Below are 19,748 nucleotides of genomic sequence, written 5' to 3'. Positions count from 1 at the left end.
TCGCCGGGCAACAACTGAACGAAGTGTTCGGTACACATCACAATCGTTAGGTTGAAACTGTGCGCATTCTTGTGACCGGCGCGACCGGGTATGTGGGATCGCGGCTGGTCACGGCGCTTCTGGCGGCAGACCATGAGGTCCTCGCCGCCACCCGCGACCCCGCGCGGCTCGGCGATTTCGGATGGTTCGACGACGTCAAACCCCTACACCTAGATGCCTCCGATGCGGAGTCGGCTCGCGCGGCCCTGGCTGTGGCCGGCCCGGTCGACGTCATCTACTACCTCGTGCACGCCATCGGCCAGCCGGACTTCCGCGATGCCGACCGCATCGCGGCCGGCAACGTCGCGGCCGCGGCGAAAGATGCCGGCGTCCGTCGCATCGTGTACCTCGGTGGCTTCGTTCCCTCGGGCGAGGATTTGTCCGAACACCTGACCAGCCGGGCCGAGGTCGCCGAGGCGCTGACGATCGAGGGCGGCCCGGAAGTGGTGTGGATCGGCGCCGCGGTGATATTCGGCGCGGGCTCGACGTCGTTCGAGATGTTGCGCTACGTCGGTGACCGCTTCCCGGTGATCCCGATACCGAAGTGGATGGACAACCCGATCGATCCGATTTCCATTCGCGATGTGCTGCATTACCTCGTCGCTGCCGCGGACACCGAACAGGTTCCGGCGGGTGCGTATGACATCGCCGGTCCGGACACCACGTCGTACCGCGCACTGCTTAAGACATATTCACGCATTGCCGGCAAGTGGCATACCGGTGTGCCGGTGTGGGGGATCGACACCACGGTGGCCTCCTGGGTGACCGCGCTGGCGCTGCCGGTGCCCGACGGACTGGCCGCGGACCTGGTCGAGTCGCTGGACTATCCGATGAAAGCCAGCGGCGCCGGCCTGCGCGAGTTGGTTCCCGATCCGAAGGGCGGACTGCTGTCGATAGCCGACGCGATATCGCGCTCGCTGTCCAATGGTCGGCCACGGCCGGTGAACGCTCTCGCTGATCCACACCACCTCGCCGACAGCGATCCTGCGTGGACGGGCGGCGATGCGCTGCGGTTGCGGCGACTTGCGTGCATAGTGACACCATCGATCGCGCGACCCGGCCTCGGATTGGTGAAAGCTGTTCCCGGCCCGATTGCCGGAGCGCTGCGGACCGGTCTTGACATCCTGATCACCCTGACACCGAAGGTGCATTTCGCATGACACGAGCCGATGCAGAGCGAGTCGATGACTGAAGTCAGCCCCACGCCCAGCGCCCTGGAGGAGATCCGCCGCGGGATCGTCAATGTCGCTGTGCCGCATAACGAACCACCCGGCGTCGTACGACGCAGGCGGATCATCGTCGCGATCGTGTTGGTGCTCGGTGCCGCGGCGCTGAGCTTCGCCCTTCGAAGCCACCCCGGTGAGCCGAGCTTCTACTGGTGGTCGCTCACGCTTGCGGGCGTGTGGGCGCTCGGCGCGTTCTTGTCCGGACCTTTGCACCTCGGCGGCGCTCGCTGGCGTGGCCGAAACCAGCGTCCGGTGGTCAGCGGCACTGTCATCGGCCTACTGCTCGGCGGCGTCTTCGTGCTCGGCGGGTTGGTCGCCCGGCAGATCCCGGTTGTCGCCGAGCTCATCACCCGCGTGCTGCAGTACGCCGATCAGGGAGCGTGGCGGCCGACGATGGCCGTCGCACTCCTCGGTGCCATCGGCGAGGAGCTGTTCTACCGCGGCGCGCTGTACACCGCGGTGGTGCGATACCACCCGCTGGTGATCTCGACCGTGGTGTACGTCATCGCCACCCTGGCCAGCGGACAGCTGATGCTCGGATTCGCTGCGATCTTTCTCGGAACGGTGTGCGCAATGGAACGCCGCGCCACCGGCGGGGTGCTGGCGCCGATCCTGACCCACTTCGTGTGGACCTTGGTCGTGCTGCTCGCGCTCCCCCCGCTGTTCGGGCTGTGAGCGCTCGGCTGTCGGTGCTCAGATATCCGTGAAGGCGGGTTTGCGGCGCTGCTGGAAAGCTCTTGCGCCCTCGCGGAAGTCGTGCGAATTCAGCAGCACGGATTGACCCTCGAGTTCGCGCTGCAGAGTCGGCTCCAACTCGGTGAGCGTGGCCCCGTTGATGGCCTGCTTCGTCTTGGCGAACGCCACGGCGGGGCCGTTCAGCAGCCCGGCCACCACCTTGTCCACCTCGGCTTCGAAGCTGTCGGCCGGATAGACCGCGCTGACCAAGCCGCAGGCCAACGCCTCGCCGGCCGGTAGCCGCTCGGCCAGCAACGCCATCCGCATCGCACCGATCCGGCCGATCGCGGCGGCGATCAGCGCCGAGGCGCCGCCGTCGGGCATCAAGCCGATCTTGGTGAAGGCGAGCATGAAAAACGCTGCTTCCGAAGCCAATACCAAATCGCATGCCAACGCGATCGAGACGCCGACACCGGCCGCCGGGCCCTGAACGACGGCGACGACCGGGCGCGGTAGCGCCGTGATCGCCCGCACCACCCGGTTTGCCGCCAGGATCAGCTCGTCGCCGGGGCCGGCGCCCGCCACGTCGTCGGCGCTCATCCCCGCGCCCGAGCAGAAGCCGCGGCCCGCGCCGCCCAACCGCACCACTTTCACCCGCGGATCGTTCGCCGCCTGCTCCACGGCGTCGGCGAGACCCTCGAATACCGGCAGCGTCAGCGAATTCAGGCTGTCCGGACGGTCGATCGTCACCGACAGCACGCCGTCGGCCAGCGAGACGGCAAGCCCGTCCACGGGTGTGAGGGTGTCGATACCTGAGTCGATGGCGGTCATGAACTCGACTGTAAGCCACCAGGGTGCGGGGTCGATCAAGCCGACTGCGAAGATGCCAGTCAGCGTTGGTCGACAGAGAGGTCGGGTGAAATGGCGGGACCGCTGACAGGGTTGCGAGTCATCGAATTGGCCGGAATCGGCCCCGGCCCGCATGCTGCGATGATCCTCGGGGATCTCGGTGCCGACGTCGTTCGCGTCGACCGGCCCGGCGCCAGCGGCACCGACCCGATGCTGCGCAACCGCCGGTTCGTCGTCGCCGACCTCAAGTCCGAAGCGGGCCGCGACCTGGTGCTGAAGCTGGTCGCCAAGGCCGACGTGCTGATCGAGGGCTACCGGCCCGGCGTCACCGAACGCCTGGGCCTCGGCCCGGAGGACTGCGCCAAGGTCAACGACAAGCTGATCTACGGCCGGATGACCGGTTGGGGCCAGACCGGCCCCCGCAGTCAGCAGGCCGGCCACGACATCAACTACATCTCGCTCAACGGCGTGCTGCACGCCATCGGCCGGGTGGGCGAGCGGCCGGTGCCGCCGCTGAACCTGGTCGGCGACTTCGGCGGCGGGTCGATGTTCCTGTTGCTCGGCATCCTGTCGGCGCTGTGGGAGCGACAGACCTCCGGCAAGGGCCAGGTCGTCGACGCCGCGATGGTCGACGGCTCGTCGGTGCTGGTGCAGATGATGTGGGCATTCCGCGAGATGGGCATGTGGACCGACGAACGCGGCACCAACATGCTCGACGGCGGAGCGCCCTACTACGACACCTACGAATGCGCCGACGGCCGCTACGTGGCTGTGGGCGCCATCGAGCCGCAGTTCTACGCGGCGATGCTGGCCGGGCTCGGCTTGGACCCTGCCGACCTGCCGGCGCAGAGCGACCGCAGCCGCTGGCCCGAGTTGCGGGCCAAGTTCACCGAGGTGTTCGCCAGTAAGGACCGCGACCACTGGGCCAAGGTGTTCGCTGATTCCGACGCGTGCGTGACGCCGGTGCTGGCCTTCGGCGAGGTCGAGACGGAGCCGCACATCACCGAGCGCAACACCTTCTACCGGGCCGGCAACGGCCTGCAGCCGTTGCCGGCGCCGCGGTTCTCCCGCAGTGCCACGGACCAACCACGCCCGCCGCGGGAGCCAGGGTCCGACACCGAAGCCGTCCTCAAGGACTGGGTATAGTCCCGACCAACCAGTAGGTCGAACCCGTCTGAAAGCCTGACCCTTCGAAAGGATTGTGTGTGGAGATCAGAGATGCCGTAGCACTCGTCACCGGTGGGGCGTCCGGCCTCGGCCTGGCCACCACCAAGCGCCTGCTCGATGCCGGCGCACAGGTGGTGGTGCTCGACCTCAAGGGCGAGGACGTGGTCCGCGAGCTCGGTGATCGCGCGCGCTTCGCGCCCGCGGACGTCACCGACGAGAAGGCGGTCACCGCGGCGCTCGACATCGCTGAATCTCTCGGCCCATTGCGCATCGTGATCAACTGCGCGGGTACCGGCAACGCGATCAAGACACTCGGCAAGGACGGACCGTTCCCGCTTGAGCTGTTCCGCAAGGTGGTGGAGATCAACCTGATCGGCACCTTCAACGTGCTGCGACTGGGTGCCGAGCGGATCGCTGCGCAGGACCTGGTCGGGGAAGAGCGCGGCGTCATCGTCAACACCGCGTCAGTGGCGGCGTTCGACGGGCAGATCGGTCAGGCCGCGTACTCGGCGTCCAAGGGCGGCGTGGTCGGCATGACGCTGCCCATCGCACGTGATCTGGCCAGCAAGGCCATTCGGGTCGTGACGATCGCCCCCGGCCTGTTCGACACCCCGTTGCTGGCGGGCCTGCCCGAGCCGGCCCGGGAGTCGCTCGGTAAGCAGGTGCCGCACCCGAGCAGGCTGGGCAATCCGGACGAATATGGCGCGCTGGCCGTGCACATCGTCGAGAACCCGATGCTCAACGGCGAGGTCATCCGGCTGGACGGCGCTATCAGGATGGCGCCGCGTTAGCTGCCATTGCAAAAGCCCCCGCTCATGGCGGGGGCTTCTGCATGTCATGGAGGGAACGCCAAAGTACGGCTGAGGCTGGCGAACTCCTCGTTACCGGCACGCCCAGAGGTACCAGGGCGTGCCTCGCGAACTAGCTCGCGTTGGGTAGCGGGTGCCAATCGTCGAATTGTTCCGAGTTCTCACCCTCTACCAGCACGTCGCCGTTGTAGAGAGCCTCGAAATCACCTTTGATCACGTCGGCACTCGAATCATCGATCCACATGTAGTTGAGCGTATGGGCAACGTTTAAGGAATCTTTGAGTCACGATTCGGAAAATCGTGGCAATTGTTACCGCTCGGTAGGCTGCTCGCGGTCCGGACGTTGCGTCCGGATGGTTGGAACTGGCCTATTGGGCAGGCGTGCAATCGCATACGCTGCGAAAATGTGCCAGTTAATTGTGCGCTGCGATGAACTGTCGCGCGTTCGATTTCGTGTCAATCGGTGAGGGCAACGACGCACCGGACATGTTGCGCTGCTAACTTAGCGCTGATAAGTTAGCGTGGGTATCTCGAGGGGAAGGACGCCGATGCTGCAGCGAATCGCTCGCCTCGCCATCGCCGCTCCCCGGCGGATTCTCGCGGTGGCGATATTGGTGATGGCGGCAGCCGCCGTATTCGGACTGCCGGTCGCCAAGAGCCTGTCTGCCGGCGGCTTCCAGGACCCGGCATCCGAGTCGGCCCGGGCGATCGCGTTGCTCGGGGACAAGTTCGGCCAGAGCGATCAGCAGCTGGTCATGGTGCTGACCGCGCCGGGCGGCGCGCAGAGCGGCCAGGCCCGTCTCGCCGCCACCGACATCGTCGACAAGGTGCAGCGGTCGCCCGGGGTGTTCAACGTGGCCTCGGCGTGGACCGGGCCTGCCGCCGCGGGTCCGTCGCACCTGGCTGCCAGCCTGGTGAGCAAGGACGGTAAATCCGGCTTGATCGTCGCCAACCTCGAAGGCGGCGAGAACAACGCGCAGAAGTACGCCAAGAGCATTGCGGCGCAGGTCGCCCACGACCGCGACGGCGTAACGGTTCGTGCCGGCGGTGTGGCGATGGCCTACGACCAGATCAACCGCCAGAACGAGCGCGATCTGTTGTTGATGGAGTCGCTGGCGATTCCGCTGAGCTTTCTGGTGCTGGTCTGGGTTTTCGGAGGCCTGCTGACCGCGGCGTTACCGGTCGTCCTGGGCGGGCTGGCCATCGTCGGTTCGATGTCGGTACTGCGACTGATCAGCTTCAGCACCGACGTGTCGACGTACGCGCTCAACCTCAGCAGTGCGCTGGGGCTGGCCCTGGCGATCGACTACACGCTGTTGATCATCAGCCGCTATCGGGACGAGTTGGCCGACGGCAGCGAGCCGAACCTGGCGCTGATCCGGACCATGGCCACCGCGGGCCGCACCGTGTTGTTCTCGGCGACCACTGTCGCGTTGTCGATGGCCGTGATGGTGCTCTTCCCGATGTACTTCTTGAAGTCCTTCGCCTATGCGGGCGTGGCCACCGTGGCCTTCGTCGCGGTGGCGGCGATCGTTGTGACGCCTGCGGCGATCGTGCTGCTCGGGCCGCGGCTGGACGCGCTGGATGTACGCCGGCTCGGGCGGCGGATACTCGGCCGCCCAGACCCTGCTTCTAAACCGGTAGAGCAACTGTTCTGGTACCGGTCGACAAAATTCGTGATGCGGCGAGCCGTGCCAGTCGGTCTGGCGGTCGTCGCGTTACTGCTGGTGCTTGGGGTTCCCTTCCTTGGGGTGAAGTGGGGAATGCCCGACGACCGTGTGCTGCCGACTTCGGCATCGGCGCATGCGGTTGGTGACGAGTTGCGTCACGATTTCGCCGATGACTCGGCGACGGCGGTGCCGGTGGTCGTCCCGGATGTTCGAGGGGTGCGTCCGGGCGACCTCAACCGCTACGCCGCCGACCTGTCCCGCGTCGCTGACGTCTCCGCTGTGTCGGCGCCGACCGGGACGTTCGTCGGGGGCAAGCAAGTGGGTCCGCCGTCAGCTGCCACCGGCCTCGGGCGCGATAGCGCGTTTATCACCGTCGCCAGTACCGCACCGCTGTTCTCGCGGGCCTCCGACACCCAGCTCGACCGGCTGCACGCCGTGCCCGGTCCGGCGGGCCGGTCGGTGGAAATGGCGGGCGTGGCTCAGATCAACCGCGACAGTGTGCAAGCGATCACCGCCCGGCTTCCGCTGGTGTTGGGGCTGATAGCCGCCATCGCCTTCGTGCTGCTGTTCCTGCTCACCGGCAGTGTGGTGCTACCGCTGAAAGCGTTGGTGTGCAACATTTTGTCGCTGACAGCGGCGTTCGGCGCGCTGGTGTGGATCTTTCAGGACGGCCACCTCGACGCGCTGGGCACCACGCCCAGCGAGACGCTGGTCGCCAACATTCCGGTGCTGCTGTTCTGCGTCGCGTTCGGCCTGTCGATGGACTACGAAGTGTTTCTGGTTTCCCGGATTCGGGAGTACTGGTTGGCGTTCACCGCGGCCCGCCCGGCTACGGCGGACCGCCGACGGATTCGCGCCGAGAACGACGAGAGTGTCGCGCTCGGCCTGGCCCGGACCGGTCGTGTCGTCACCGCCGCCGCGGTGGTGATGTCGATTTCGTTCGCCGCGTTGATCGCTGCGCAGGTGTCGTTCATGCGGATGTTCGGTCTGGGCCTGACGCTGGCGGTGCTGACCGACGCGACGTTGGTGCGGATGGTCTTGGTGCCGGCGTTCATGCACGTTCTGGGGCGATGGAGTTGGTGGGCGCCCAAACCGCTGATGTGGCTCCATGATCGGTTCGGGATCAGCGAGTCGGATTCCGCGTCGGCGACTGTCGACCCCTCGGCCGGACGGCACCGCCTCGAAGACAGGTCTCCGTCCACGTCCGCCGCGTCCAGCGGCGCACGTGCTGCGGCGACGGTCGTCGACAGTGGCTAACCCGGCGACGGAGAATCTTCGCCGCAGGCGCGCGCCGCGCGGGTCCGGCGACCTGTTACGCGATGAGATTCTCGAGGCCGCGACCGAACTCCTGCTCGGCACCGGACATGCCAAGGCGGTGTCGATCCGCTCGGTGGCCGAACGCGTAGGCGTGACGCCACCGTCGATTTACCTGCATTTCCAAGACAAGGACGCTCTGCTCGACGCGGTGTGCGCCCGCTACTTCGAAAAGCTGGACGAAGAGATGCAGCGGGTTTCGGCAGCGCAGTCGAGCACGGTCGAGGTGTTGCGAGCTCAAGGGCTGGCCTACATCCGATTTGCCACCGAGACCCCGGAGCTCTACCGGATCGCGACGATGGGCGAGTGGCGGTCGGGCAGCAACGTCGATGCCGCACTGGCCAGTTCGGCGTTCGAGCACATATGCGCCACCGTGCAGGCGCTGATCGAAGAAGGCACATTCCCGCCCGGCGATGCCACCGCGATCGCCCTGGAGTTGTGGAGTGCCGCGCACGGCGTGGCCTCGCTGCTGATCGCCAAACCGCATCTGCCCTTCGGTGACGCGGAGGCCTTTGCCGACCGGGTGCTGCGCGCGGTCTTCACCGGGAATATGGTGACGGGACTGGTGGGTGCCGAGGCATCCCCCGACGACATGGTGGAGTGGCTGACGGCGATGGGACCTTCGTTGAAACGTCAATCGGTATGACGTCATCGACGACGCTCGACCATCCGTTCTTCGCTCGCATCTGGCCGACCATCGCCGCACACGAGACCGCGCAGATGCGGGAGTCGCGTCGGCAGAACCTCGCCGGGTTGACCGGGCGGGTCCTCGAGGTGGGAGCGGGCACCGGCACCAACTTCGAGCTGTACCCGGACTCGGTGACACAGGTCGTCGCCGTCGAACCCGAGCAGCGATTGGCTGTGCGTGCCCGCGTCGCTGCTGCCGGCGCAACCGTTCCGATCGAGGTGACGAATACCACGGTGGAAACGTTCGCGGTGGCCGAACCATTCGACGCTGTAGTGTGCTCACTGGTGCTGTGTTCGGTGGCTGAGCCCGATTCTGTTCTGCGGCAACTCTTCTCGCTGCTGCACCCCGGTGGCGAGCTGCGTTACCTCGAACACGTGGCCAGCGGGGGGATCCGGGGCAGGCTGCAGCGATTCGTCGATGTCACCACGCTGTGGCCGAGGCTGGCGGGTAACTGTCACGCCCACCGGCACACCGAGAACTCGATCCGCGCCGCAGGATTCGAAGTCGAACGCACCCGTACTGACCAGGCGTTGCCGGCGTGGGTGCCGCTGCCGGTGTCGGAATTCGTCTTGGGCCGCGCGCGCCGCCCCGGTTAGTTCAGCAGCGCGGGCAACCGCTGCATCAGCGTCGGCAGCGCCGTGCTGGCGCTTTCCCGCACGGTTACCGTGGCGCTGCTGGACAGCGGTGTCGGCTCGGGATTGACCTCCACGACAACCGTTCCGCGGGCCACCGCCAACTCAGGTAATCCGGCCGCGGGGTAGACGAGGCCTGAGGTTCCCACCACGACCAGCACGTCGGCGGTCGTGGTCGCCTCCACGGCGCGCTGCCAGGGCCCCTCGGGTAGCGCCTCGCCGAACCAGACGATGTCGGGCCGGATCAAGCCGCCGCAGTCGCAACCCGGCGGCTCGACTTCCAGTGCGGGCTCCGTCATCTGTGGAAGTTGACCGGTGTAGGGCAGATCGCATGTCGCACAACGGAAGTCGAATAAGCTGCCGTGCAGGTGATGCACCGGTGAGCTGCCTGCCCGCTCGTGCAGGTCGTCGACGTTCTGCGTGACGACGCTGACCTCGGCATGGTCCTGCCATGCGGCGACGGCGCGGTGGCCTGCGTTGGGCTCGACGGTGCCGACCAGGTAGTGCCGCCAGAGATACCAACCCCACACCCGCTCGGGATTGCGCTGCCAGCCTTGAACACTGGACAGCTCGTAGGGGTCGAACCGGGACCACAGTCCGTTCTTGTCGTCGCGGAAGGTCGGCACACCGCTTTCGGCGGAGATTCCCGCGCCGGACAAGACCGTGATACGCACCCCACCAAGATAGCCCGGCGACGATGCAGAGCGTGCGGCGCGATGCGGAGGAGCCGGGCAATGGATTCAGCCCGGCGACGATGCAGAGCGTGCGGCGCGATGGGGTGGGGGTACCTCCCGCTTGCGGGGGAGAGCCGGGCAATGGATTCAGCCCGGCGACGATGCAGAGCGCGCGGCGCGATGAGGTGGACTGCGGGATACTGAGCAGGTGGAACCCGGAGAGTGGCTGCGGGTTGACGGTCAGTCGGGACGACCGCTGTTCGACCAACTCCGCAACCAGATCATCGAGGCGATCCGGGCCGGCACCCTGTCGCCGGGGACCCGGCTGCCGACGGTGCGCGACCTGGCCGGCCGGTTGGGACTGGCCGTCAACACCGTCGCCCGCGCGTACCGCGAGCTGGAAGCCGCCGGGATTGTCGAAACCCGCGGGCGCTTCGGCACATTCGTCGCTCGGGCCGACCCGTCGGACAGTGCGATGGCAGAAGCGGCACGGACCTATCTCGACGTCGCGCACGGACTCGGACTCGGCAAGGCCGAGGCGGTGCGTTATCTCGAGGCCGCCTACGAAGACTGAGCGCCCAGCACCTTGACCAGTGTGCGCAGGTTGCGGGTTGTGGTCGACGATTTGTACCGCTTGTTACCCATCGTCTTGCCGATGGTGCTGTCCAGCGTCTTGTTCTTCGGTACCTGCCAATAGATCACGTCCGCGGACTTCGGGCCGCGCTTGATCTTCTCGTCGGGCCCGGCGTCTTTGGCCAGCGCTGCGAGTTCGTCGAGCACGTCGCTGTCGCTGACGAACGTGACGTAGGACTGGTAGCCGTCGACTTGCGCGTCGAACGGATACCCGTCGACGATGTTCTGCACCTTCTTGATCGGGTAGACCAGCACCCAGGCGTCGTAGCCGAATTGCTTGCGTAGGGCCTTCTCGGCTGTCGCCCGCACCGCCTCCGCGGTCTTCGGCGACTCGAGCGTGACGTTGCCGGTGGCCAGAATCGTCCGTACCTCGGCGAGTCCCGCATCGGTGAGCGCGGCCGCCACCTCGGCCATCTTCAGGTTGACGCCACCGACGTTGACGCCCCGCAGAAATGCCGCGTACCGGGTCATAGCGCGATGGTAGAACGCCGATGCCGACCGGATGGACTAAGTAGGCTCGTCGCATGAGCCGCCAAGTGTTCGACGATAAGTTGCTGGCCGTGATCGCGGACAATTCGCTCGGCGTGCTCGCCACTCTCAAGCGTGACGGTCGCCCGCAACTGTCCAACGTCTCGTACTACTTCGACGCCCGTCATGTCGCCGTCCAGGTGTCGGTCACCGAGCCGCGCGCCAAGACCCGCAACCTGCGCCGCGACCCGCGGGCCTCGCTGCTGGTCAGTTCCGACGACGGCTGGTCGTATGCGGTTGCCGAGGGCACCGCGACGCTCACACCGCCGGCGGCATCGCCCGGCGACGACACCGTCGAAGCGCTGATCGCGTTGTACCGCAACATCGCCGGCGAACACCCGGACTGGGATGACTATCGTCGCGCGATGGTCACCGATCGCCGGGTCGTGCTGACCATGCCGATCGCGCATGTATACGGCATGCCGCCCGGGGTGCGGTGAAGTACCCGGAACTGCGGCGGGACCGCTAGGCTTCGGCCATGGCTGAATCGGCGTCGGAGGACGACACGAAGCGCAAGTTCCGGGAGGCGCTCGAGCGTAAGAACGCGAAATCGTCGAACCGATCGGACCACAAAGACGGCGGCGACAAGAAGGTGGGCGCGCACGGCGCCGCCGGAAACCGCCGCGAGTTCCGTCGCAAGAGCGGCTAGGCGACCGGCGCAGCCTTCTCGTCGGCGTCGGCCAGGGTGAAAAATGCTGCCGGAACGACGAATTCGATGGCGGTCAGCACTTCCTGGAACCAGTGCGGCCGTCCGTTGGCGACCAGCGAGATCGCTCGCCCCACGGCGCTGATCAACATGAGTCCTGCCAGCGCGCGTACCTCGTTGGCGCGCACCGGAGATCTGCGGGCTGCCGCCAACCACGCGACGCCGTAGCCGGCGAAGTACGCGGAGTAGAACCGCTCACGGGAGTCGACGGTCGCGTTGGCGTCCGCCGCGCCGGGGACCGAGGCGGTGCCGAGCGCGAAGTGGTAGATGCCGATCACGAGACAGGAGAGCCCGGTGAACCCGGCGAGGTTTCTCAGGTAGCGGGCGGGTGTGCTGCTCATACGCCTATCCAACCCGCCCGACAGCCGGAAATAGGGAATTTGCCCCATGTGCCCGACACGGCAAACGAGGAACATTCGGCTCATGAAGCAGCGAGCCGCAGCGTGGGCGGTGACGATGTTGATGTCCGGCGGCGTGGCTGTGGTCGGCCTGGGTCCCGGTGTCGCCCGGGCGGACGACGATTGTCGGCCCACCGCGATGGTCAACGGGGTGTGCTGGGGACCGAACCATTGGTGCCCGGGCGATTCGTTGTTCCACCTCACCCAGAACCACGTCTATAACCCGGTGACGTGGGATATGAACGTCTGCCACACCTACTATCACGTGGCCCCGGACCGGGCCAATCAAGGTCAGGGCATTTATGAGGGGCCCAATCCTCCGCCACCGCAGAGCCTTCCGGCCCCTGCGCCGCCCGGGCTGCCACCGCCGCCGGGCATGTGTTGGAACATGTGGATTCCGGGGCCGTGCCCCGGCGGCTAGTCTTCATGCATGGCGGTGAAGCTCTGGCTGGCGCAGGAGTCCGAAGCGGATCAACTTCTGTCCGACAACCCGTTCGCGTTGCTGGTCGGCATGGTCTTAGACCAGCAGATACCGCTGGAGCGGGCGTTCGCGGGACCGAAGACCATCGCCGACCGGCTGGGCAGCCTCGACGCCGCCGAGATCGCCGACTACGACCCGGACAAGTTCGCCGCGTTGTGCTCGGAAAAGCCTGCGATACACCGGTTTCCGGGCTCGATGGCCAAGCGGATCCAGATGCTGGCGCGGATCGTCGTCGACGACTATGACGGCGATGCATCCGCGCTCTGGACCGCGGGCGACCCTGACGGTCCCGAGTTGCTGCGACGACTCAAGGGCCTGCCGGGATTCGGGGAGCAGAAGGCGCGCATCTTCTTGGCGTTGCTCGGCAAGCAGTACGCGGTGACCCCGAAGGGTTGGCGGGACGCGGCAGGCGAATTCGGCAAGGCCGGCTCGCACATCTCGGTCGCCGATATCTCCGACCCACGTTCGCTCGACAGGGTCCGGTCGTACAAAAAAGATATGAAGGCAGCCAAAAAGGCCAAGGGAGAGGCAGCGACGTGAAGACACATCTGAATTGCCCGTGTGGTGAGGCGCTTACCGGCAAGGACGAAGACGAATTGGTTGAGGTGACTCAGGCTCACCTGGCCAGTGCACACCCCGGCCTCGAGTACGACCGGGACGCGATTCTCTTCATGGCCTACTGACGGCTGATCCGCCGACGCGCACACGACGATGGGTGCGCGCCGGCGGCATCAACCAGGCTCAGGGCTTCAGGGCACCACCGTCGAACCGATGGTGGGCATGAACTGGCACTGCTTGTCCTTGGTTGTGACCTGCCCGAAGACCGTCGACATGATGCTGCCCGAACCGGTGTCGACGGTCGCGGTCAGCGTGGTCGGTCCCTGCGGGTTGATGTCCGCCTGCGGCTTGAGCGTCGCACTGCCCGACTTGCCGGTGGTCAGGTTGACCCAGGTGACATTGAGCGGCAGCTTCTGCACGTCGGCGGGTCCCGATGTACCGATTGCGGTGAACACGTACGCCGTCTGGCCGGCGGCCGGACCCGGCGCCGGAATCTTGGCGGGTCCAGCCACCGACAGAACGGGCGCCAGCACGTTGCCGCCATCGGACCCGCAGTTGTTGCTGATCGACGGATACATGAAGTCCTGTGTGGGCGGGGCGTCCGGGCTGAAACCCGGAGCCGCGGCCGGAGCCGGCGCCGGGGGTGCGGGTGCCGGGGCGGCGGCCGGCGCCGGTCCGGCGGGTGCCGGAGGAGTGGCTGCCACCGGCACGGCGTTCGCGGGAGCGGGAGCGGCAGCCGCAGCCGGTGCCGCCGCGGGCGCCGGGCCCGCAGCGTGTACCGGGTCGATGCCGGTCGGCAGGTGTGCTTGCGCACCAGGCTCCACGCCCGGCGGGACGACGTGCGCCGTCGAGGTGGCCTCCTGCGGCGACGCGACGAACTGATTCACCGACTCGGCAACGCTTTTCGACTGCTCGGGTGCCGTCGGGTTATGGCTGAAGGCCTGCGCCGCGGCCATCAGCAGCTGGGTCGCCTGCTCCGGGTTGCCTGCGGCCTGCTGGATGATCGGGCTCAATTCGGTCAACGCCGGCAGGCCCGGGATCTGCTGAGCGGGGATCGGTGCCGGCGGCGCCGGGTCGGCGGCGGCGGTGGGGCTGAGGGCCACGGCGGCGCTGGAGGCGATAGCCGTGGCGGCGAATGCGCTGATGAGATTCCGTGCGATGAACATGATGTTCTCCCGGTCGTCGGTGTTGGTGGCCGGCTAGCGCGGTCGCGCTAGCCGGCCAGGTTGTTCATCAGGGCAGCGCGGACACCGGGAACAGCGCCGCGCTCGGCGCTGTGACCGGGGCGACCGCCGCGGGCGCGGCGAGAGCCGGCAGGGACGCCACCGGCGCGGCAGCAGCCGGCAGGCCGGCCGCCGAGGCGAGCCCGCTGCCGAGCGGAGATCCGCTGCCGATCAGCGAGGTCAGGTCGCCGGGCAACGACACCTGCTGCGGCAACGGGAACGGCAGGCCCGGGATCTGCGGCAGGTTGAGCTGTGCCTGGGGCAGCATTCCCGCGGGGCCGCTCGCCGGTGCGGCCGCGGCCGGCTGCGTGAAGCCGGGAATTCCGGTGAGCGGCGAGGTGGAGGCCGGAGCGGTCGACGTCAATCCCGGGATGCCGGTGGTCGGCGCGGTCGCGGCAGGCTGCGTCAACCCCGGGATCCCAAGTGTGGGTGCGGAACTCGTCGCCGGGGCGGTGGCGCCGGGAATGAGCGATGACGCCCCGGGCACCGCGCTGGCGGCCTGCTGGGGCATCTTGATCGTTGCGCTGGCCAGCGGCGGCGGGGTGGCCGGCTGACCGCCCAGGGCGCCCGCAACGCTTTGCAGCATCTGCGGCGCCTGGGCCGCGGTGCCGACGAGTTGCTGGCCGATATCGGGGGTGGGCACCGGCACCGGGTCGGCGTGGGCCGTGCCCATCAGGCCGCCGATGAGCAAAGCTGCCGATGAGCCCACCACGATTGTGGTGGCTCGTAACAAAGTCCGAACGTTTGACATGACTCTCCCTGGTTATGGATGACAGGCGTCGGGGCTGATAGTTCGCCTGATACGAGAGTGGCTCAAGTGACACGTGTGGCATTTATGCGACCGTTATGGAACTGAGCGGCGGCGGTGACCGAACGCCGGAGCGCCTGCCGGCACCGGCGACCCCGTTAGAGTCGTTCGGATAGACGCCACCTCGGCCGCTCCGGCGGCAGCCACCAACCGCCGGCGCGTGATTTCTCTGAGCACGCTCGGGCCGGTGCTATTGGTCGTGAGCGTCGCCGCACGGCTGGCCTGGACATACCTCGCGCCCAACGGCGCCAACTTCGTCGACCTGCACGTGTACGTCGGCGGGGCCGCCATGATCGACCACCCGGGAAGTCTCTACCGCTACGTCTACGCCGACCAGACGCCGGATTTCCCACTGCCTTTCACCTATCCACCGTTCGCTGCGGTGGTCTTTTACCCGCTGCACCTGTTGCCGTTCGGCGTGGTCGCGTTCTGCTGGACGGTCGGCACGATGGCCGCGCTCTACGGCGTGGTGCGGATCAGTCAGCGTCTGCTCGGCGTGGCTGCCGGCGAAGGTCACCGGCTGGCGATGCTGTGGACCGGGGTCGCGATCTGGCTTGAACCGCTGCGCAGCACCTTCGACTACGGCCAGATCAATGTGCTGCTCGCGCTCGCCGTGCTGTGGGCGGTTTTCACCACCCGGTGGTGGTTGTCGGGCCTGCTGGTCGGGACGGCGGCCGGGATGAAGCTCACGCCGGCGATCGCAGGGCTGTATTTCGTCGGCGCCCGCCGGTGGGCGGCGGCGGCGTTCTCGGCGGTCGTTTTCTTTGCCACGATCGCGGTGTCGGCGTTGGTCGTCGGCGACCAAACCCGTTACTACTTCACCGAGTTGATCTTCAAGACCGACCGGGTCGGGCCGATCTGCACGATCTTCAACCAGTCCTGGCGAGGCGCGATCTGCCGGATCGCCGGCCATGACGCCGGCTACAGCCCAGCGGTGCTGATCGGGATCGCCGTCACCGCAATACTTTCCGTGCTCGCTTGGCGCGCCTTGCGTCGCAGTGGGACCGAACAGCTGGGCCCGCTGCTGATCGTCGAACTGTTCGGGCTGCTGCTCTCGCCGATCTCGTGGACCCACCACTGGGTGTGGCTGGTGCCGTTGATGATCTGGTTGCTGCACGGGCCGCGGTCCGACCGTCTCGGTTCGCGCATCCTCGGCTGGATGTGGTTGGTGCTCAACGTCATCGGCGTGCCGTGGCTGCTGAGCTTCGCCCAGCCGACCATCTGGCAGAACGGCAGACCGTGGTATCAGGCCTGGGGTGGGCTGGTCTACATCGTGGCGACGTTGGCCACCCTGGCCTGGATCGCGGCGAGCCGGAAGCGCGAGGCTACTCCGCGATAATCGCGTCGATGTCGTGCGCCATCGCGACGTCCTTGTCGGTGATGCCGCCTTCGGAGTGTGTCACCAGCGCGAAAGTCACTGTCCGCCAACGAATGTCGATGTCGGGATGATGGTCTTGTTCTTCGGCCCGCTCAGCCACCCGGCGCACCGCCTCGATGCCGGCCAGAAACTCCGGAAACTTCACCGATCGGCGCAGGGCACCCTCTTGGCGTTCCCACCCGTTGAGCTCAGGCAGTGCGGCGTCTACTTGGTCATCCGTTAACACAGCCATGCATCCGAGCCTACCGCTACGCCCAACAGTGTCTTCCCGGCGAAGCGCGGCCAGTCCCTATTGAGCCGCGTCGGCGAGCCGGAACCGGTGGCAGGACCACTTGGTGGCACGACCAGACTGACGGGTGCCCCGGGTGAGGATGGCGACTCGTGCAGCACGAGCTGGGTGCGGCGCCCACCTCGCGGCAAGTCGAACGCGAGCTTGAAGCTCACCTGGAGTCCTGGGTCGATGTTGTTGACCACCGGCGCCATAAAGCTTGCCGAATGCCCACGGCCATCGCTTTCCTTCAGCTTCTGCGCGGTCATCTCGAAAGCCCGCGCCTCGGTGCCGACATTCCTGACCGCCATCGACACGATTACAAAGACACCGCCGGCACGGGTGTCGTCGAAAGTGCGGGACGTACCGACTTGGTTGACGATGAAGGCGAAGTTTCCGTCGACGACTTCTTGCCCCACCCCAGCCGGTGGTGCGGAGGAATTGTGAAACAAGCTGCACGATGCAAGGAACAATGCGACGAGAACCGCGAGTAATGCGGCGGACCTTGCCCTGCGGCCAAAGAACATGCGGCTAACAGTATTTGGGTTTGTGCTGCTGCAGCGTCAGCTTCCGGTTCAGTTCATTTTTCGTTCGCCTGGCGGTTCGCCGAAGCGACCATCGCGACTGACGGTACGCGCCCAACGCGTACCGTCAGTCGCGATGGTCAACCAGATCGTTGTCGCCGGAGCGATCGTCGCCGGGTCGACAGTGCTGATCGCGCAACGCACCCGCCCCCCGGAATTGGCCGGCCGCTGGGAGCTGCCGGGTGGCAAGGTCGCACCGGGTGAGACCGAGCCCGAGGCCCTGGCCCGCGAACTAGCCGAGGAGCTGGGCATCCAGGTCATCGTGGGCCGACGTCTGGGTGAGGACGTCGAGCTCAACCCGACCATGACGCTTCGGGCCTACACGGCGACCCTGATCGGCGGCGAGCCGCAACCGCATGATCACGCCGCACTGCGTTGGGTTTCCGCCGCAGAACTGTATGAGATCGACTGGGTGCCGGCCGACCGCGGCTTCCTGGCGGATTTACGTCGCCTGCTGTGACGGGGCGCACGTCGCAGCTGTTCAGTTTCGCGATACACGACCTGCACTGAAACAATCACCGGCGTGGATTTCCGAAACGTCGCCATCGTCGCTCACGTCGATCACGGCAAGACGACCCTGGTGGACGCGATGTTGCGGCAGTCCGGCGCATTGACCCATCGCGGCGATGATGCGATCGAGCGGTTGATGGACTCGGGTGACCTGGAAAAGGAAAAGGGCATCACGATCCTGGCCAAGAACACCGCCGTGCACCGCCAGCACCCGGACGGCTCGATGACCGTGATCAACGTCATCGATACACCGGGCCACGCCGACTTCGGCGGCGAGGTGGAGCGCGGCCTGTCCATGGTCGACGGCGTGCTGTTGCTGGTCGACGCGTCGGAGGGGCCGTTGCCGCAGACCCGTTTCGTGCTGCGCAAGGCGCTGACCGCGCACCTCCCGGTGATCCTCGTCGTCAACAAGACCGACCGGCCCGACGCCCGCATCGCCGAGGTCGTCGAGGAGAGCCACGACCTGCTGCTCGACGTCGCCTCCGACCTCGACGAGGAGGCCCAGACGGCGGCTGAGAAGGCACTCGACCTGCCCACGTTGTACGCGTCGGGCCGCGCGGGCATCGCCAGCACGACCGCACCGGCCAACGGCGAGAACCCCGACGGCGACAACCTGGACCCGCTGTTCGACGTCCTGCTCGAACACATCCCGCCGCCGCAGGGCGACCCCGAGGCACCGCTGCAGGCGCTGGTGACCAACCTCGACGCGTCGGCGTTCCTCGGCCGGCTGGCCCTGATCCGGATCTACAAAGGCCGCATCAAGAAGGGCCAGCAGGTGGCCTGGATGCGGGAAGTGGACGGCCATCCGGTCATCACCAACGCCAAGATCACCGAACTACTGGTCACCGAGGGCGTCGAGCGCACACCGACCGACGAGGCCATCGCCGGCGACATCGTCGCCGTGGCGGGCATCCCCGAGATCATGATCGGCGACACGCTGGCCGACGTCGAGCACGCGCACGCGCTGCCCCGGATCACCGTCGACGAGCCCGCCATCTCGGTGACCATCGGCACCAACACCTCGCCGCTGGCAGGCAAGGTGTCCGGGCATAAGCTGACCGCGCGAATGGTGAAGTCGCGGTTGGATTCTGAGCTCGTCGGCAACGTGTCCATCAAGGTGGTCGACATCGACCGCCCCGACGCCTGGGAGGTCCAGGGCCGAGGTGAGCTGGCGCTGGCCGTGCTCGTCGAACAGATGCGTCGCGAGGGCTTCGAGCTGACCGTGGGCAAGCCGCAGGTGGTCACCCAGACCATCGACGGCAAGCTGCACGAGCCCTTCGAGGCGATGACGATCGATTGTCCCGACGAGTTCGTCGGCGCGATCACGCAGTTGATGGCTGCCCGCAAGGGACGCATGGAGGAGATGGCCAACCACGCCGCCGGGTGGGTGCGGATGGACTTCATCGTGCCGAGCCGCGGCCTGATCGGCTTCCGCACCGACTTTTTGACGCTGACCCGCGGCACCGGCATCGCCAACGCCGTGTTCGACGGCTACCGGCCGTGGGCGGGTGAGATCAAAGCGCGGCACACCGGCTCGCTGGTCTCCGACCGCAGCGGCTCGATCACCCCGTTCGCGATGATTCAGCTCGCCGACCGCGGCCAGTTCTTTGTCGAACCCGGCGAAGACACCTACGAGGGCCAGGTGGTCGGCATCAACCCGCGCGCCGAGGACCTCGACGTCAACGTGACCCGCGAGAAAAAGCTCACCAACATGCGGTCGTCGACGGCCGACGTGATGGAGACGTTGGCCCGGCCATTGGAGCTCGGCCTCGAGCAGGCCATGGAGTTCTGCGCCGAAGACGAATGTGTCGAGGTGACGCCCGAGGTGGTCCGCGTGCGCAAGGTCGAGCTCACCGCGACCCTGCGTGCGCGGGCGAAGGCGCGTGCCAAGGCCCGCGGCTGACGACGATCAAGCGGCGAGGTACGAGCC

The 19,748-nt window shown here is 67.0% G+C and carries 25 protein-coding genes; 16 read left to right on the top strand and 9 right to left on the bottom strand.

What is annotated here, in order from left to right; genetic code table 11:
- The first annotated feature begins 59 nt into the window (after positions 1-59).
- Together G6N27_RS09960 and G6N27_RS09955 are read left to right on the top strand one after the other, a co-directional pair.
- Positions 60-1,199, top strand: a complete 1,140-nt coding sequence (locus G6N27_RS09960; protein WP_163776187.1) for an NAD(P)H-binding protein — start codon at positions 60-62, stop codon at positions 1,197-1,199.
- A 24-nt stretch (positions 1,200-1,223) separates the two neighbouring features.
- Positions 1,224-1,940: a CPBP family intramembrane glutamic endopeptidase gene (locus G6N27_RS09955; RefSeq protein ID WP_163776186.1), complete on the top strand. Its 717-nt coding sequence runs from the start codon at positions 1,224-1,226 to the stop codon at positions 1,938-1,940.
- An 18-nt stretch (positions 1,941-1,958) separates the two neighbouring features.
- Here the strand turns inward: G6N27_RS09955 and G6N27_RS09950 are convergent, their stop codons facing one another.
- Positions 1,959-2,771, bottom strand: a complete 813-nt coding sequence (locus G6N27_RS09950; RefSeq protein ID WP_163776185.1) for an enoyl-CoA hydratase — start codon at positions 2,769-2,771, stop codon at positions 1,959-1,961.
- A gap of 90 nt (positions 2,772-2,861) precedes the next feature.
- Between G6N27_RS09950 and G6N27_RS09945 the strand changes: the two genes are divergently transcribed.
- Positions 2,862-3,935, top strand: coding sequence for a CaiB/BaiF CoA transferase family protein (locus G6N27_RS09945; protein ID WP_163776184.1), 1,074 nt, complete (start codon positions 2,862-2,864; stop codon positions 3,933-3,935).
- A gap of 59 nt (positions 3,936-3,994) precedes the next feature.
- Positions 3,995-4,747, top strand: a complete 753-nt coding sequence (locus G6N27_RS09940; protein ID WP_163776183.1) for a 3-hydroxyacyl-CoA dehydrogenase — start codon at positions 3,995-3,997, stop codon at positions 4,745-4,747.
- A gap of 130 nt (positions 4,748-4,877) precedes the next feature.
- On the opposite strand, the gene G6N27_RS25495 is transcribed toward G6N27_RS09940, so the two are convergent.
- Positions 4,878-5,009 carry a hypothetical protein gene (locus G6N27_RS25495; protein WP_264072926.1) on the bottom strand — a complete coding sequence of 44 codons (132 nt, stop codon included), beginning with the start codon at positions 5,007-5,009 and terminating at the stop codon, positions 4,878-4,880.
- A 304-nt stretch (positions 5,010-5,313) separates the two neighbouring features.
- On the opposite strand from G6N27_RS25495, the gene G6N27_RS09935 reads away from it, so the two are divergent.
- The 3 genes from G6N27_RS09935 to G6N27_RS09925 are packed head-to-tail and all read left to right on the top strand — an operon-like array spanning position 5,314 to position 9,033.
- Positions 5,314-7,692, top strand: a complete 2,379-nt coding sequence (locus G6N27_RS09935) for an MMPL family transporter (RefSeq protein ID WP_163776182.1) — start codon at positions 5,314-5,316, stop codon at positions 7,690-7,692.
- Positions 7,685-8,395 carry a TetR/AcrR family transcriptional regulator gene (locus tag G6N27_RS09930; protein WP_170308151.1) on the top strand — a complete coding sequence of 237 codons (711 nt, stop codon included), beginning with the start codon at positions 7,685-7,687 and terminating at the stop codon, positions 8,393-8,395. The genes G6N27_RS09935 and G6N27_RS09930 overlap by 8 nt, the downstream gene beginning before the upstream one ends.
- The gene (locus tag G6N27_RS09925) at positions 8,392-9,033 is read left to right on the top strand and encodes a class I SAM-dependent methyltransferase (protein ID WP_163776180.1); all 642 of its coding nucleotides are present in this window, start codon (positions 8,392-8,394) and stop codon (positions 9,031-9,033) included. Before G6N27_RS09930 ends, G6N27_RS09925 begins: the two co-directional genes overlap by 4 nt.
- Here G6N27_RS09925 and G6N27_RS09920 read toward each other — a convergent pair.
- Positions 9,030-9,743 (bottom strand): NAD-dependent deacylase, encoded by a 714-nt coding sequence (locus G6N27_RS09920; protein ID WP_163776179.1) that lies wholly within the window; start codon positions 9,741-9,743, stop codon positions 9,030-9,032. The two genes, G6N27_RS09925 and G6N27_RS09920, sit on opposite strands and share 4 nt — an antisense overlap.
- Before the next feature lie 208 nt (positions 9,744-9,951).
- Between G6N27_RS09920 and G6N27_RS09915 the strand changes: the two genes are divergently transcribed.
- Positions 9,952-10,317: a GntR family transcriptional regulator gene (locus G6N27_RS09915; RefSeq protein WP_163776178.1), complete on the top strand. Its 366-nt coding sequence runs from the start codon at positions 9,952-9,954 to the stop codon at positions 10,315-10,317.
- On the opposite strand, the gene G6N27_RS09910 is transcribed toward G6N27_RS09915, so the two are convergent.
- Positions 10,305-10,847: a DUF1697 domain-containing protein gene (locus G6N27_RS09910; protein WP_163776177.1), complete on the bottom strand. Its 543-nt coding sequence runs from the start codon at positions 10,845-10,847 to the stop codon at positions 10,305-10,307. The genes G6N27_RS09915 and G6N27_RS09910 overlap by 13 nt on opposite strands.
- Positions 10,848-10,900: 53 nt before the next feature.
- Between G6N27_RS09910 and G6N27_RS09905 the strand changes: the two genes are divergently transcribed.
- Entirely contained in the window at positions 10,901-11,344 is a 444-nt protein-coding gene (locus tag G6N27_RS09905; protein ID WP_163776176.1) for a PPOX class F420-dependent oxidoreductase, read from the top strand.
- A gap of 38 nt (positions 11,345-11,382) precedes the next feature.
- Positions 11,383-11,553, top strand: coding sequence for a DUF5302 domain-containing protein (locus tag G6N27_RS09900; RefSeq protein ID WP_163776175.1), 171 nt, complete (start codon positions 11,383-11,385; stop codon positions 11,551-11,553).
- Here the strand turns inward: G6N27_RS09900 and G6N27_RS09895 are convergent.
- Positions 11,550-11,951, bottom strand: coding sequence for a DUF4345 domain-containing protein (locus tag G6N27_RS09895; protein ID WP_163776174.1), 402 nt, complete (start codon positions 11,949-11,951; stop codon positions 11,550-11,552). The genes G6N27_RS09900 and G6N27_RS09895 overlap by 4 nt on opposite strands.
- A gap of 82 nt (positions 11,952-12,033) precedes the next feature.
- On the opposite strand from G6N27_RS09895, the gene G6N27_RS09890 reads away from it, so the two are divergent.
- From G6N27_RS09890 to G6N27_RS09880, 3 genes are read left to right on the top strand one after another with little or no spacing between them, the layout of a single operon-like run.
- Complete coding sequence (locus G6N27_RS09890) at positions 12,034-12,429, top strand: hypothetical protein (RefSeq protein ID WP_163776173.1); 396 nt, start codon at positions 12,034-12,036, stop codon at positions 12,427-12,429.
- A 9-nt stretch (positions 12,430-12,438) separates the two neighbouring features.
- The gene (locus G6N27_RS09885; protein WP_163776172.1) at positions 12,439-13,029 is read left to right on the top strand and encodes an HhH-GPD-type base excision DNA repair protein; all 591 of its coding nucleotides are present in this window, start codon (positions 12,439-12,441) and stop codon (positions 13,027-13,029) included.
- Positions 13,026-13,172: a DUF1059 domain-containing protein gene (locus tag G6N27_RS09880; RefSeq protein ID WP_163776171.1), complete on the top strand. Its 147-nt coding sequence runs from the start codon at positions 13,026-13,028 to the stop codon at positions 13,170-13,172. Before G6N27_RS09885 ends, G6N27_RS09880 begins: the two co-directional genes overlap by 4 nt.
- Before the next feature lie 66 nt (positions 13,173-13,238).
- On the opposite strand, the gene G6N27_RS09875 is transcribed toward G6N27_RS09880, so the two are convergent.
- Both G6N27_RS09875 and G6N27_RS09870 read right to left on the bottom strand, forming a co-directional pair.
- Positions 13,239-14,213 carry an Rv1157c family protein gene (locus G6N27_RS09875; RefSeq protein ID WP_163776170.1) on the bottom strand — a complete coding sequence of 325 codons (975 nt, stop codon included), beginning with the start codon at positions 14,211-14,213 and terminating at the stop codon, positions 13,239-13,241.
- Between the two features lie 67 nt (positions 14,214-14,280).
- Positions 14,281-15,021, bottom strand: a complete 741-nt coding sequence (locus tag G6N27_RS09870; RefSeq protein ID WP_163776169.1) for a hypothetical protein — start codon at positions 15,019-15,021, stop codon at positions 14,281-14,283.
- 169 nt (positions 15,022-15,190) lie between these two features.
- On the opposite strand from G6N27_RS09870, the gene G6N27_RS09865 reads away from it, so the two are divergent.
- The gene (locus G6N27_RS09865; RefSeq protein WP_163781598.1) at positions 15,191-16,417 is read left to right on the top strand and encodes a mannosyltransferase; all 1,227 of its coding nucleotides are present in this window, start codon (positions 15,191-15,193) and stop codon (positions 16,415-16,417) included.
- On the opposite strand, the gene G6N27_RS09860 is transcribed toward G6N27_RS09865, so the two are convergent.
- Together G6N27_RS09860 and G6N27_RS09855 are read right to left on the bottom strand one after the other, a co-directional pair.
- A complete protein-coding gene (locus G6N27_RS09860) occupies positions 16,404-16,688 on the bottom strand; it encodes a 4a-hydroxytetrahydrobiopterin dehydratase (RefSeq protein ID WP_163776168.1) in 285 nt (94 codons plus the stop codon). The genes G6N27_RS09865 and G6N27_RS09860 overlap by 14 nt on opposite strands.
- Positions 16,676-17,251 carry a DUF4352 domain-containing protein gene (locus tag G6N27_RS09855; RefSeq protein ID WP_163776167.1) on the bottom strand — a complete coding sequence of 192 codons (576 nt, stop codon included), beginning with the start codon at positions 17,249-17,251 and terminating at the stop codon, positions 16,676-16,678. The genes G6N27_RS09860 and G6N27_RS09855 overlap by 13 nt, the downstream gene beginning before the upstream one ends.
- A 133-nt stretch (positions 17,252-17,384) precedes the next feature.
- Here G6N27_RS09855 and G6N27_RS09850 point away from each other — a divergent pair, with 133 nt between their 5' ends.
- On the top strand, positions 17,385-17,768 hold the full coding sequence (locus G6N27_RS09850; RefSeq protein ID WP_163776166.1) for a (deoxy)nucleoside triphosphate pyrophosphohydrolase: 384 nt from the start codon (positions 17,385-17,387) through the stop codon (positions 17,766-17,768).
- Between the two features lie 63 nt (positions 17,769-17,831).
- On the top strand, positions 17,832-19,721 hold the full coding sequence (gene typA / locus G6N27_RS09845; protein WP_163776165.1) for a translational GTPase TypA: 1,890 nt from the start codon (positions 17,832-17,834) through the stop codon (positions 19,719-19,721).
- Positions 19,722-19,748 lie beyond the last annotated feature (27 nt).

Source organism: Mycobacterium cookii (genome assembly GCF_010727945.1).
GTDB classification, from domain to species: Bacteria; Actinomycetota; Actinomycetes; order Mycobacteriales; family Mycobacteriaceae; genus Mycobacterium; species Mycobacterium cookii.
Note: the sequence above shows the minus strand (reverse complement) of the source record. Positions and strands in the feature narration are given on the sequence as shown.

Bases quoted from the DNA above. Each gene is read 5' to 3' on its own strand.
- G6N27_RS09955 (WP_163776186.1), top strand. From the start codon at position 1,224: ATGACTGAAGTCAGCCCCACGCCCAGCGCCCTGGAGGAGATCCGCCGC.
- G6N27_RS09950 (WP_163776185.1), bottom strand. From the start codon at position 2,771: ATGACCGCCATCGACTCAGGTATCGACACCCTCACACCCGTGGACGGG.
- G6N27_RS09945 (WP_163776184.1), top strand. From the start codon at position 2,862: ATGGCGGGACCGCTGACAGGGTTGCGAGTCATCGAATTGGCCGGAATC.
- G6N27_RS25495 (WP_264072926.1), bottom strand. From the start codon at position 5,009: ATGTGGATCGATGATTCGAGTGCCGACGTGATCAAAGGTGATTTCGAG.
- G6N27_RS09935 (WP_163776182.1), top strand. From the start codon at position 5,314: ATGCTGCAGCGAATCGCTCGCCTCGCCATCGCCGCTCCCCGGCGGATT.
- G6N27_RS09925 (WP_163776180.1), top strand. From the start codon at position 8,392: ATGACGTCATCGACGACGCTCGACCATCCGTTCTTCGCTCGCATCTGG.
- G6N27_RS09910 (WP_163776177.1), bottom strand. From the start codon at position 10,847: ATGACCCGGTACGCGGCATTTCTGCGGGGCGTCAACGTCGGTGGCGTC.
- G6N27_RS09905 (WP_163776176.1), top strand. From the start codon at position 10,901: ATGAGCCGCCAAGTGTTCGACGATAAGTTGCTGGCCGTGATCGCGGAC.
- G6N27_RS09900 (WP_163776175.1), top strand. From the start codon at position 11,383: ATGGCTGAATCGGCGTCGGAGGACGACACGAAGCGCAAGTTCCGGGAG.
- G6N27_RS09895 (WP_163776174.1), bottom strand. From the start codon at position 11,951: ATGAGCAGCACACCCGCCCGCTACCTGAGAAACCTCGCCGGGTTCACC.
- G6N27_RS09890 (WP_163776173.1), top strand. From the start codon at position 12,034: ATGAAGCAGCGAGCCGCAGCGTGGGCGGTGACGATGTTGATGTCCGGC.
- G6N27_RS09885 (WP_163776172.1), top strand. From the start codon at position 12,439: ATGGCGGTGAAGCTCTGGCTGGCGCAGGAGTCCGAAGCGGATCAACTT.
- G6N27_RS09875 (WP_163776170.1), bottom strand. From the start codon at position 14,213: ATGTTCATCGCACGGAATCTCATCAGCGCATTCGCCGCCACGGCTATC.
- G6N27_RS09870 (WP_163776169.1), bottom strand. From the start codon at position 15,021: ATGTCAAACGTTCGGACTTTGTTACGAGCCACCACAATCGTGGTGGGC.
- G6N27_RS09860 (WP_163776168.1), bottom strand. From the start codon at position 16,688: ATGGCTGTGTTAACGGATGACCAAGTAGACGCCGCACTGCCTGAGCTC.
- G6N27_RS09855 (WP_163776167.1), bottom strand. From the start codon at position 17,251: ATGTTCTTTGGCCGCAGGGCAAGGTCCGCCGCATTACTCGCGGTTCTC.
- G6N27_RS09850 (WP_163776166.1), top strand. From the start codon at position 17,385: ATGGTCAACCAGATCGTTGTCGCCGGAGCGATCGTCGCCGGGTCGACA.